Source organism: Butyricicoccus sp. AM78-15b2TA (assembly GCF_027665985.1).
Lineage (GTDB): Bacteria > Bacillota > Clostridia > Oscillospirales > Butyricicoccaceae > Agathobaculum > Agathobaculum butyriciproducens.
This window is the reverse complement of record NZ_JAQEHY010000022.1, coordinates 20,158-32,018: the sequence shown is the minus strand read 5'-3', so window position 1 is coordinate 32,018 and position 11,861 is coordinate 20,158. Positions and strand designations below refer to the sequence as shown.

General features: G+C 53.3%; 10 protein-coding genes. 4 read left to right on the top strand and 6 right to left on the bottom strand.

The annotated features are described in order from the left end of the window. Positions 1-84 precede the first annotated feature (84 nt). Positions 85-465, bottom strand: coding sequence for a metallopeptidase family protein (locus tag PGS25_RS14275; protein ID WP_118360669.1), 381 nt, complete (start codon positions 463-465; stop codon positions 85-87). A 164-nt stretch (positions 466-629) separates the two neighbouring features. On the opposite strand from PGS25_RS14275, the gene PGS25_RS14270 reads away from it, so the two are divergent. Continuing rightward, positions 630-1,196, top strand: a complete 567-nt coding sequence (locus PGS25_RS14270; protein ID WP_117489964.1) for a hypothetical protein — start codon at positions 630-632, stop codon at positions 1,194-1,196. Between the two features lie 40 nt (positions 1,197-1,236). On the opposite strand, the gene PGS25_RS14265 is transcribed toward PGS25_RS14270, so the two are convergent. From PGS25_RS14265 to murC, 4 genes are all read right to left on the bottom strand, one after another. Then, positions 1,237-1,857, bottom strand: coding sequence for a hypothetical protein (locus PGS25_RS14265; RefSeq protein WP_270419197.1), 621 nt, complete (start codon positions 1,855-1,857; stop codon positions 1,237-1,239). Positions 1,858-1,921: 64 nt separating this feature from the next. Then, on the bottom strand, positions 1,922-2,302 hold the full coding sequence (locus PGS25_RS14260; RefSeq protein ID WP_270419196.1) for a hypothetical protein: 381 nt from the start codon (positions 2,300-2,302) through the stop codon (positions 1,922-1,924). A 98-nt stretch (positions 2,303-2,400) separates the two neighbouring features. Further along, the gene (locus tag PGS25_RS14255; RefSeq protein WP_110436100.1) at positions 2,401-3,012 is read right to left on the bottom strand and encodes a cytidylate kinase-like family protein; all 612 of its coding nucleotides are present in this window, start codon (positions 3,010-3,012) and stop codon (positions 2,401-2,403) included. Between the two features lie 281 nt (positions 3,013-3,293). After that, positions 3,294-4,670 (bottom strand): UDP-N-acetylmuramate--L-alanine ligase, encoded by a 1,377-nt coding sequence (gene murC, locus PGS25_RS14250; RefSeq protein ID WP_270419194.1) that lies wholly within the window; start codon positions 4,668-4,670, stop codon positions 3,294-3,296. A 261-nt stretch (positions 4,671-4,931) separates the two neighbouring features. On the opposite strand from murC, the gene PGS25_RS14245 reads away from it, so the two are divergent. Further along, entirely contained in the window at positions 4,932-6,062 is a 1,131-nt protein-coding gene (locus tag PGS25_RS14245; protein ID WP_118729129.1) for an MGDG synthase family glycosyltransferase, read from the top strand. 317 nt (positions 6,063-6,379) lie between these two features. Here the strand turns inward: PGS25_RS14245 and PGS25_RS14240 are convergent, their stop codons facing one another. After that, complete coding sequence (locus tag PGS25_RS14240; RefSeq protein WP_118284996.1) at positions 6,380-6,955, bottom strand: TetR/AcrR family transcriptional regulator; 576 nt, start codon at positions 6,953-6,955, stop codon at positions 6,380-6,382. A gap of 199 nt (positions 6,956-7,154) precedes the next feature. Between PGS25_RS14240 and PGS25_RS14235 the strand changes: the two genes are divergently transcribed. Next, positions 7,155-9,641, top strand: a complete 2,487-nt coding sequence (locus PGS25_RS14235; RefSeq protein WP_270419192.1) for an efflux RND transporter permease subunit — start codon at positions 7,155-7,157, stop codon at positions 9,639-9,641. Beyond that, positions 9,628-11,766, top strand: a complete 2,139-nt coding sequence (locus PGS25_RS14230) for a hypothetical protein (protein ID WP_270419190.1) — start codon at positions 9,628-9,630, stop codon at positions 11,764-11,766. The genes PGS25_RS14235 and PGS25_RS14230 overlap by 14 nt, the downstream gene beginning before the upstream one ends. Positions 11,767-11,861 lie beyond the last annotated feature (95 nt).

Below are 11,861 nucleotides of genomic sequence, written 5' to 3'. Positions count from 1 at the left end.
ATATTTCGGAAAGTGTTAAGAAAACTGTAGTTTCGCGACAGCCGCAACCACCCGAACGACAGGTTTCGTTCGGGTGGTTTTCTTTTACTCGTTATCTGCCTGCTGTTCCTTATACATAGCGATCTGCTCCGCGTCCCATACCTCCAGATCACGCACACCGGCGCGTCCCTCGACGTGATGACGGAATTCATGCCGCAAAACTTTTCGCATTTCTTCGGTCAGCTCATCCTCATCCATATGGCGGTACGCCCGCTTGAACGAGCCGTAGTACATTACAATATATTTGCCCATCGCCGGATCAATGCGGTACTGCCCCATCACATACAGGGTGCCGTTGCGGTCCTCCGGGTGCAGAAGATACCCGGGTTCCACGACGATACCACCGTTCAGTTCCTCGTAAAACGACTGCGGAATCTCCTCCGCGAGATCGGATAATATTTCTTCAAATCGGTCGATCGAGATCATGCCTGTCTTCCTTTCTGACCTTACTGCTTGTCTGCCATTACTATAGCATAACCTGTTTTTACAGGCAACCAAACTTTTTGTGAACAAGGTGTCTTGACATGTGTTGTTTTATGTTGTATACTTCTATCTGTTCACAACTCAAATATTGGAAAGGACCTGTTCCCATGGTTAAGAGTAAAAGTTTGTATCATTTGGCGCTGGCCGGCGTACTGTGTGCGATCGGCATCATCATCCCGATTTTTTCTCCTGTAAAGATTCGACTCGACCCGATGAGCTTCACGCTGGCAAGCCACGTTGCTATTTTTCTGGCGATGTTCATTTCTCCGGCTGTCGGCGTGGCCGTTTCAGTCGGCACGACGCTTGGCTTTCTGGTCGGCGGCTTCACCATGCCGGTCGTCCTGCGTGCGCTGACCCACGTTGTCTGGGTTGCGCTCGGTGCATACTATCTGCAGAAGCACCCGGAGCTGATCGACTTCCGTCAGCAGGTTGAAAACCGCAACGCAAAGCTGTTTGGTCTTGGTGCGGTACTCAGCATCATCCACGCGGCACTGGAAACCCTGGTCTGCGTACCGGTTTACTTCGGTCAGGGTCTGTCCGGCGCGGAAACCGTTCGCATTCTGCTCGGTCTGGTGCTGCTCGGCTCGTTCATTCATTCGATGATCGACTATGCGCTGTCTCTGCTGATCTGGCGTCCGGTCAGCGGCACGATGCGCACCAGCAGAGTTTCGTAAACTGCAAAAACACCCGTCAATGACGGGTGTTTTTCTTTGCTTACTTCACCTCGCAGCCGCCCCATTCTACCACGGTGAAGCCGTCTCTCGCAAACGGAGTGAATGTCTGCGGCTCGATGTTCTGCGGCCTGTGCAGCGGTTTCCACGCCATGAATACGCGGAGCACGCTGTCCGGTGTCGGGTCGATATCCAGCTTGGCGGTGTCCGTGTAGCGCTCAGACTGGAACGAAATAAGGTTGTACGGGTTATCCTCCATTTTCGGCAGCCAGTACACGATGAACTCGTTGTACTCGCGCGGTGTCAGGCCGATCTCGGCCAGTTTTTCGCGGAGAAAATCCGCCGTGTCCACTCCGGCGACGCAGAAGCCCTTGGAGAAGTCGTAGTCGGTGTTGTTCTCGCCCTCCCAGAACAGGTAGGAGTATTCGTTTCCGTTCTCATCGTACAGCGTGCCGTCCGGCTCGGCGGTGACGCGCCAGCCGTCCTCATACGCCGGATAGGTCGCGGTGAGTGTGCCCGCATAGTCCAGCGACACGGAAACTGTCGTTTTCTGCTCAGGGTAGAGGTAGATGACGGGTTTGGCACTGCACTCCTCCTGCTGTCCGCAGGCGGTCAATCCGAGTGCAAACGCCGCTGTGAGTGTTCCTGCAAGCAATCTCTTCATAGCGATTCCTCCTTTGTTCGGTTAGACGAAATCGGGGCGGTTTGGTTCCCTGTTCTGCGGAAATTTACGGTCGTACCCACTCACCGGTCAGCTCATTCTTCTGCAGAACCAGATGGAAGCCGTCGGCATCATTAAAATAAACCGCCTTATCCGTATTCTCAATCGGCAGGACAACGGTGTATCCCGCACTCATCGTGTTTGCACTGCCGAATGCGTTGTAAAACGTGAGATAATGTTCGCCGTTCTTCGGCTCGTCCTTATAATCCCGGATATCCTCAATCGGCGGAAAGACAGCTGCATGGAGTGTCAGTGTTTTCCCGTCCTCGGAAACCGTATAATCGCGCAGTGTGACATTCTGCTGCTCGGTCAATCCTGATCCCACACGAAATAGCAGAAACGGTACAAAAACCGCTGCGAATACAGCAATAATTCTTCGTATTTTCATCGTTTTTCTCCTATCCTTTTATCTGTAAAAATGCGAAAGGCCGTCCGCAAGGGACGACCTTTCCGCACTCTCTCTTTTCTCTTTTCCCTATACAGCAGTTACTTCTTCAGGCGATTGATGTACTCCAGAATAATATCGGTGGAATATTCAACGCCCAGACGGCCTGCGTTAATGCAGAGGTCGTAATGGTCGCACTTGCCCCATACCTTGCCGGTATAGTAATTGTAATAGGTAGAACGCTGCTTATCCATCTTCTCGAGAGCAGCCTCGGGCGTCTTGCCCTCGATGACGTAATCACCGCAGGTCTGAACGCGCTTTACACGGTCCTCAATCGAGCCATGGATGAAGAAATCGAACTTATTCGGGAAGTCACGCAGTACATGGTCTGCACAGCGGCCAACGATAACACACGAGGAATCCTCTGCCATCTCGCGGATGATATTGGACTGAGCCAGATACAGCTGATCGGTCAGGCTCATGCCGTTCAGACCAACCGAACCGAACATCGTCAGCGAGTACAGGAAGCTGTTGGTAGCACGCTTGTCGAGCTGCTCAAACAGTTTTTCGTCAAATCCGGTCTTTTTAGCCGCACGGGTAATAAGTTCCCGGTCATAGAACGGAACGCCCAGACGGAGCGCCAGCTTCTGACCGATCTCACGACCACCGGTACCATATTCACGACCAATAGTAATAATCAAGTTGTTATTCATAACGCACCCTCCTTACCAACCGGAATTATACAAATTGTACAATTCTCTATATCTGTAGTATGAACCATTTATGCGTTTTTGTCAAGTAGGATTCAAAATTTTTTTCATTCTGTAAATTTGATTGGTTTTCGCTTCAAAGCGAACGGGTCTTGCCTGCCCGGCAGGGGCACAAGGTGAATTGCCCGAAGGGCAAGAGAAGGTGCCCCGGGGTACAACTCGGCACACCGTATCTATTTTGACAAAAGAAAACCCGCTCGAAAGCGGGTTTTCTCGTTATCTCTTTACCTATTCTTGATCAGCATCGGTCCGACTTCATTGATATTGCCGGCGCCCATGGTGAGCACCAGATCATTCGGGCCTGCCTCCTTACGGAGATAATCTGCAATCTCGTCAAAGCTGTCAAACGATACCGCGCCCGGCACCTCCCTGGCGATATCCGAGGAATAAATGCCGATGGTATTCTTCTCGCGGGCGGCATAGATCGGAGCAAGAACCGCCTGATCGCACAGCTTGAGCGCGTCCACAAACTCGTGGAACAGCGCCTTGGTGCGGGTATAGGTGTGCGGCTGGAATGCACACAGGATACGGTCGAAGTGCATTTCCTTCGCGGTGTTCAGCGTGGCCTTCATCTCGCTCGGATGATGCGCGTAATCGTCTACGACGGTTGCGCCGTTCGGCATTTTGCCGACCAGCTGGAAACGGCGGGACGAACCGGTGAACTTGTTCAGACCGCGCTCAGCAGCGTCACCCGGCACACCGAGGAACTCGGCAGCGGCGCAGCACGCCAGTGCGTTCAGCATGTTATGGCGGCCCGGAACGGACAGCGCCACCTTAGCGTACTTCTTTCCCTCTACCATAACGGTAAAGCGGTAGTAGCCGTTCTCATCGCGCACGTCGGTCGGGTAAACGTCCGAGGTTGCGCTCGTGCCGAAGGTACGAACCTTGCGGTTGATGCCTGCCACACTGCGCATTGCATGCGGGTCATCGCCGTTGACGACAACAAGGCCGTTCATCGGGGTCAGCTCGGCAAACTCATGGAACGAGTGGATGATGTCGTTGATATCCTTGAAGAAGTCGAGATGATCCTCCTCCACATTGAGGATAACCGCAACGGTCGGTGCAAAGCGCAGGAACGAATTGCAGTATTCGCAGCTTTCAGCCACAAAACAGCCTTTGCCGCCGATACGGAGCGTACCGCCGATGGCAGGCAGGTTGCTGCCGACCATAACGGTCGGGTCCATCTGCGCTTCCATAGTCATGAGCGTCATCATCGAGGTGGAAGTTGTCTTGCCGTGCGTGCCGGCCAGACAGACCACGTTGTCATAATCGCGCATGAGATGTCCCCATGCCTCGGCACGCTCCATAACCGGAATGCCCAGCTCATGGGCGCGGACAATCTCCGGATTTTCGTCATGCACAGCAGCTGTGCGCACGATGAGCGACGCACCCTCGACGTTCTCCGGCTTGTGCTCGTAGGTAATCTTTGCACCCAGAGCCTCCAGCCGTGCGGTAACATCCGTACGCAGACGGTCGGAGCCGGAAATCGGCACACCGCGGCTGAGCAGCAGCTCGCCAAGCGAATTCATGGATACGCCGCCGATGCCGATCAGGTGGATGCGTTCCTTATTTTCAATGTAGGGCTTAATAGACAGAGCCATTTCCCTAAGCCTCCTGTATTTTTGTTTATCAGATTTATTATAGTACAAAATCGCCCGGAATAAAATAGCTAACCGAGAAAAACTCCTGCCGAACCTGAAAAAAAGGAATATATGATACCGGAAATACCGCTGCATATCGCTTATCCGCATACATTTAACTAAAGTGTAGTTTGATTTTTTCACATGTTTACGATAAAATATCTTTAGGCGTGCTGTCCGGTCCGGTCAGCACAAACGCCGCAATATAAGGAGAGGCATTGTATGAGAGTACTGATTTTATCCGTCACCGCCGGATTCGGCCACCATGCCACCGCAAAGGCCATCGGCGACATGCTGGAATCCAAGGGCGCGGAAGTTCACACACTGGATGTTTACGCCTATATCAGCAACCTGATCAAAACCACCATCGACAAGGGCTATCTGTTCTCCTCCAAGCACATGCAGACGCTGTACCGTCTGGTCTACCAACTGGCCGAGAACAACGGCGCAAGCTATTTTAACTCTGCGCCGAGCATTATCAATATCATCAACGCACTCGGTGCGTCCAAGTTTGCCAAGGTCATCGCAAACCATGTGCCCGATGTTATCATCTGTACGCACGTTTTTGCGGCGCAGATGGTCGATGAACTGAAAAAACGCAAAAAACTCGCCGATATTGAGACCATCGGCATTGTTACCGACTACACGCTCCACCCGTACTGGGAGGATGTGCCGCGCGTGCAGTACATCGTCACTGCGAGTGAACTGCTCACCTACCGCTGTGTGCAGCGCGGCATTCCGGAGGACCGCATCCTGCCGTTCGGCATTCCGGTACACCCGAAATTCAACGAAAAGCTGTCCCGCGAGGACGCGGCGGCACAGCTCGGCATTGACCCGAATAAGAAAACCATCCTGCTGATGGGCGGCAGCATGGGCCACGCCGACCATGTGAAGAACATCGAAAGCCTGTCGCAGATCGGTACGCCGTTCCAGTTTCTTGTGGTATGCGGCAACAACAAAAAGATGCTCTACCATGTAGAGCAGTTTGCCTCACACTATCAGGGCAGCTGCAGGATCTATCCCTACGGCTTTGTACACAACGTAGAGGTGATGATGAGCGCGTCCGACTGCATTGTATCCAAGCCGGGCGGTCTTACCGTGTCCGAGGCTTTGGCGAAAAACCTGCCGATGCTGCTGTTCGATCCGATTCCGGGGCACGAGGAGCGAAATGTTGATTTTCTGGTCAACAACGGCATGGCGGCGCTCATTACCAAGCACTTTCCGATCGACGAGGCGGTGTACGAGCTGTTCTGCAATCCGGTGCGGCTGGAGACCGTGCGGAGAACCATGAGCGAGATCGCCCATCCGGATGCCACCGAACGGCTGGCTGAATTTGTCCTGCGTAAACGATAATACAGTGAAAGGGAGTACCCGCCTGCGGGTACTCCCTGAGGCTGTCGAAAAACTCCGTTTTTCGAGCAGCCTCTCGATTGAAACCACACTTTCAATCGAATCTTGACGAAAAGCCGCGCCCTGCGGGCACAATTTTTCGTCCCTTGTATAATTCCCGAGGTACACGCCCCCGGGAATTATGAATTTGCTGTGCAAATTCTATTTTATGCGTGCGGCCGCACGAAAAGTAAAAACGATAGATTGACTTTATCGACAGACTGAGGGAGTACCCGCCTGCGGGTACTCCCTTTCGTGCCGTTAAATTCCTACTGATTTACTCAGTTCTGCGCTGCATCTGACTGTGGCACCAGCGGTGTCAGCGGTGTCAGCAGCTTAGTGATCAGGCAGACCATCTCGGTCTTCGGGATGGGCTGCGACTCAGTGATCCACTTTTCGGTCATGCCGATGACGCCGGTCGCAAGGAAGCGTGCAGCATACGCATCCTCGACACTGCGGTACGGCAGCAGCTCCATGCGGCATTCCTCGATAACGCCGATCATCTTTTTGCCGAAACCATCCGGTGCATTGACCTTGATGAGTGCGGTGACGATCTCACGATTCTCCTCCAGATAATCCATCAGACGGCTGAGCACCAGCTTGAGCGTTACCGTCTCGCTCGGGCGGATGGCTGCGATCATCCCGCGGAAATCCTCGATCATCCCTGTCTCGATCTTATCGCGCAGGTCATACACGTCCCGATAATGCGCATAAAATGTGCCGCGGTTGATATCCGCTTCGCGCACTACGTCGGTCACGGTGATGCTCTGGAAGTCCTTCTGCTGCATCAGCCGCGTCAGTGCCTGCCGCAGCAGCTTTTTCGTTCGTCGGATGCGCTTATCCTCCACTTCTGCCATGGTATTTCACTCCATTCATATTGCTTTTTCCGTTCCATTTCCGTAATTCGCATTTTAACGAACATATACAATATTTTTGTGCGTTATCATTCACTCTTATCATATTTGATTATTGCGTTCGTTATCCTTATGTACTATACTATAACACGAAAAGAAATCCTACACAATATCTATTTCTGAGAAAGATGGTGTTTTCTTTGTGAAACTTAAAGGACATAGCCCTGTTGACCTGATCATTAACAATCGAAAACTGATTGAAAAGATCTATATCGTACTGATCATCTTCAGTTTAATCTGTGTGCCGATGGTTGGGATCAACTACGATTTAACAAAATACCTGCCGGATTCGTCTCCGTCCGCACAGGCGCTGGACATCATGGAGGACGAATTTACCTATCCCGGCATGGGACGCGTCATGCTCGAGGATGTGACGCTGTACGAAGCCAAAAACATAAAAGACCGTATCGCGGACGTTGACGGTGTGGACATGGTCATGTGGTGCGATATGGCCACCAATATCTACGGCTCGAGCGAATTCATCAACTACGACAATATCGACGACTACTACAAGGATAACACCGCCTACATGGATGTTATCTTCACCGACAAGGACTCGTCCAACCAGACCCACAAGGCGGTGCATGAGATTGAAAACATCGTCGGTGACAGAGGTTTGGTAGCAGGCTCCGCTGTATCGGATACCAACCTCGGCCCGACCATTAACAAAGAGGTCGCCCGTGTTATGGCACTGGCCGTTGTCATTATTTACATCATTCTGACGATCACGACCACCTCGTGGTTTGAGCCGGTGCTGTTCCTGTCCGTGCTCGGCATTGCAATCCTCATCAACATGGGCACGAACATCATCTTCGGCGAGATTTCGTTCCTGTCCAACGCCGTTGGTGCGGTGCTGCAGCTGGCCTGCTCGATGGACTACTCCATCTTCCTGCTGCACGCCTTCACGCAGGAGCGCGCAACCGGTGCAGAACCCGAACAGGCGATGGCGAACGCCTGGCGAACCGCCTTTTCATCCATCGGCGCTTCCGGCATGACGACCATCGTCGGCTTTGCCGCCATGGCGCTGATGAACTTCGGCATCGGCCCGGATATGGGCTTCGTATTGGCCAAGGGCATCGCGCTCAGCCTGCTGACCGTGCTGCTGCTCATGCCGGCGCTCATCCTGCGTTCGCAGAACATCATTGCCAAGACGCAGCACCGTCCGTTTATCCCCAAACAGGGCCGCGGCATCGGTGAATTTGCGTACAAAATCCGTCGCATCGTATTTCTTGTGGTTGTTATCATCATCATTCCGTGCTATATTGCACAGGGTATGGCGAATTTCTCTTACGGCAACGAGGCCGTTGCAAACTCACCCGGTACACCGGTTTACGAGGCTGAGCAGCAGATGAATGCCAAGTTCGGCAAGAGCAACATGATGATCGCACTTGTCCCGCCCGACAGCAACATCACCGAGAAAAAGATGACCGAGGAGATCGACGACCTGTCCTACGTCAAGTACGCGCTCAGTCTGTCGTCCGTTCTGCCGGAAGGCATTCCCGAGGATTTCCTGCCGGAGAACATCACCAGCCTGATGCACTCGAAAAACTGGGCACGCGTGATTATCAACGTGCGTTCCGCCGGTGAAAGTGACGATGCCTTCAAATTCTCGGACAACATCCGCGCGATCATTGACAAGTATTACCCGAACGAAACGACCTACCTTGTCGGCGTAACGCCGTCCACGCAGGATATTAAGGATATTATTGTGCCGGACTACAACCGCGTCAACATCGTTTCCCTGCTGGGTGTAGCACTCGTTATCGCGATAACCTACAAGGCACTGATCCTGCCGATCGTCGTACTCATCCCGATCGAGTGCGCGATCTTCATCAACACCGCTCTGCCGTACATTTACGGTCAGCGAACCATGTACCTCGGCTTTATCATCGTCGGCTGTATCCAGCTCGGCGCAACCGTTGACTACTCCATACTGATGACCGGCAACTATCTGGATGCCCGCTCACAAGGAGATAAAAAGGAAGCCGCAATACGGGCGGTATCGGTCAGCGCCGAATCGGTTATGACCTCCGGTCTGATCGTTATGACGGTTGCCTACGGCCTGTACTTCATGACCTCGGTCGAAGCGATTTCCGGTCTGGGTCAGCTGATCGGCCGCGGTGCACTGATTTCGGTTATTCTGGTCCTGTTCTTTCTGCCGATGTGCCTGATGTTGTTCGACCGCTGGATCGTCAAGTCGGATTACGCAGAAAAGAAGCACGCCAAGATGAACAGGATCCGCGCGACCAAGATCAAGCTGCCGATTCTGAGCGAGCTGCGTCAGCAGCGCGTCAACCTGCAGAACCAGATCCGCGAGAACCGCAAGGCGCGCAACAAGGAGCTGCACCTCAAGCTCAAGAACCTGATGAACGGCGATGGCTTCAAGCTGCCGCAGAACTACACGCCGCCGACGCAGGAGCCGTCCAAACAGCAGCAGACCGAAGAATCTGCACACAAGCGCATGATCGGCAAAAAGCTGCGTATGCGCATCCATAACCGCATTGAGATGCGTAAGGAACAGCTTGAGCATCTGGCCCAGCGCCTCGGCAGCGACAAGAATAAGCCGAACAACAGCCAGAACGACAACCAGAACGATAATACGGAGGAGAACGACCATGAAAACAGATAAGCTGCGCCGACTGACCGCAGCCTCGCTTGTTCTTGCGTTCACACTGCCGCAGGCGGCACAGGCCGCCGCGCCCACGGTAGAAACCGACGAATCGGTATATATCAACATGGATTACTACGGTGCGCCGACCAATACGCGCATCGTAAAGGGTGTCAGCCTGAACGGCCACACCGAATTCACCGATTTCGGCAGCTACGCAGATGTGTACAACATGAGCACCTACGACGAGCCGGTCATCAAGGACAATTCGGTGTACTGGAAGCTGTCCGACACCAGCAAGCAGCGCTTCTACTACGAGTGCATCCCGACCGACAAGGTCAATATCCAGATGCCGTGGAACTTTGATGTTTCCTACAAGCTGAACGGCGTTTCGGTCAAGGCGGAGGACTGTGCAGGCGCAAACGGTCTGGTAGAGATCACTATTCACGCGGTGCCGAACAGCTACGCGAGCGACTACTACAAAAACAATATGATGCTCGTCTGCGGCACCGGTATCGACATGAGCAAGGCGCTTTCCATTGATGCACCGGGTGCACAGGTTCAGTCCGTGGGAACCTACAAGCTGGTCGTATTCATGGGTATGCCGGGCGAGGAAAGCACGTTCACCGTGCGTATCGGCTCGGAGAACTTTGAGAACATGGGTATGTTCATGTTTATGACGCCGGCTACCCTGTCCTCGCTGGATATCATCTCCGACCTGAAGGACGTCAAGGACCGCCTGAGCGATTCCGGCGACAGCCTGTACTCCGGCATGAGCAGCATGCTCGACACCATGCAGTCCATGCAGAACGGCATGGGTACGATGTCGAGCGGTATTTCGGGCATTAACGCCGTGCGCCAGCAGCTGATCAAGGACCGCGGCACGATTGATCCCAAAACGGATGCCGCGCTGACCGCTCTGGAAAAGCTGACCGGCGAAAGCGATTCGCTGATTCCGGAACTGAATAACACCAAGGACACGCTCGTTAAGCTGAACGCGACCACGAACAGCATTCTCGATACGCTCGAGGAGTCCGGTGCAGATATCACCGAGTACCAGACGCTGCTGCAGAATGTCCGCACCTCGCTGAATAATCTCGAGGATCTCATGGATGATCTGGATGACAAGACCGGCTCGGAATGGCTGTATATCAGTGAGCTGCAGAACGATCTTTCCAATATGAAGAAGGATCTGAAGAACATTAAGAGCGATATGAATGATCTGAACGACCGTATCAAGGCTCTGAATGATCTGAACGGTTCTATCAATACCGCAATGACGAACATATTGACGACCTTGGTCAAAAAAGGCGTGATTACTGAGGATATGGCTGCAAGCATGGGTCAACTGCTCAGCGCAATCTCCAGCAGCACCAAGAATCTGTTGGACGCGCTGCAGAGCGCAGCCGGCAACCTGTCGAGTGCCTCCAGCTCGCTGTCCGGATTTCTCGACACCTCGGATTCCATCCTCGACAATCTCGACGACGTCTGCGACGTACTCGACGATTACAAGGGTCTCGGTCAGGACTTCACCACCGAGGGCAAAAAGCTGACCGAACTCGCCAATACCACGCTTGGCCGCGTCAACCAGCAGCTGACCGAGATTCCGGCACTGACCGAGTCGCTCAACCAGCTGACCTCGATCACCTCGTCCTCCATCGACAAGGGCACCGAGCTGATCGGCACCACCACCAAAACGCTCACCGCGTCCTACCAGCTGCTCGACACGGTCAACAGCACACTGCGTTCGGTTCGCAGCGACGCGGATGCCAGCACACAGACCACGCTCGACGGTCTGCTCGATGTGCTTGATAAGGCTTCCCGCTCGAACAGCTCGAATAAGCTGCAGAACGCGACCGATGATATTCATAATGCCATCGACGACGCTAAGACCGACCTTGAGGACGATACCAACATCCTCAATATCGACTCCTCGGCCGACCTGCAGTCTGTCACAAGCAGTATGAACCCGACACCGAGCAGTCTGCAGTTCATCCTGCGCACGCAGGAGATTTCGACCGATGATGACGATGATGCTATCACCTCGGATCAGGATGCTGCCGACGAAGGCGTTCTTGCACGTATCGTGAATATCTTCAAGAAGCTCGCAAGCGCGATTTACGGCGTATTTGTTTCGGAAGAGTAACCGCATATAGACCAAAAGGACAGGAAAATTTCCTGTCCTTTTTCCTTATCCACAGGTTGGGGATAATTGCGTAACCGTATGGTGTGAAACCGTTT

Excerpts from the sequence above, each read along its gene's own strand:
- PGS25_RS14260 (WP_270419196.1), bottom strand. The coding sequence starts at position 2,302 with ATGAAAATACGAAGAATTATTGCTGTATTCGCAGCGGTTTTTGTACCG.
- PGS25_RS14265 (WP_270419197.1), bottom strand. The coding sequence starts at position 1,857 with ATGAAGAGATTGCTTGCAGGAACACTCACAGCGGCGTTTGCACTCGGA.
- PGS25_RS14255 (WP_110436100.1), bottom strand. The coding sequence starts at position 3,012 with ATGAATAACAACTTGATTATTACTATTGGTCGTGAATATGGTACCGGT.
- PGS25_RS14270 (WP_117489964.1), top strand. The coding sequence starts at position 630 with ATGGTTAAGAGTAAAAGTTTGTATCATTTGGCGCTGGCCGGCGTACTG.
- PGS25_RS14230 (WP_270419190.1), top strand. The coding sequence starts at position 9,628 with ATGAAAACAGATAAGCTGCGCCGACTGACCGCAGCCTCGCTTGTTCTT.
- PGS25_RS14240 (WP_118284996.1), bottom strand. The coding sequence starts at position 6,955 with ATGGCAGAAGTGGAGGATAAGCGCATCCGACGAACGAAAAAGCTGCTG.
- murC (WP_270419194.1), bottom strand. The coding sequence starts at position 4,670 with ATGGCTCTGTCTATTAAGCCCTACATTGAAAATAAGGAACGCATCCAC.
- PGS25_RS14245 (WP_118729129.1), top strand. The coding sequence starts at position 4,932 with ATGAGAGTACTGATTTTATCCGTCACCGCCGGATTCGGCCACCATGCC.
- PGS25_RS14275 (WP_118360669.1), bottom strand. The coding sequence starts at position 465 with ATGATCTCGATCGACCGATTTGAAGAAATATTATCCGATCTCGCGGAG.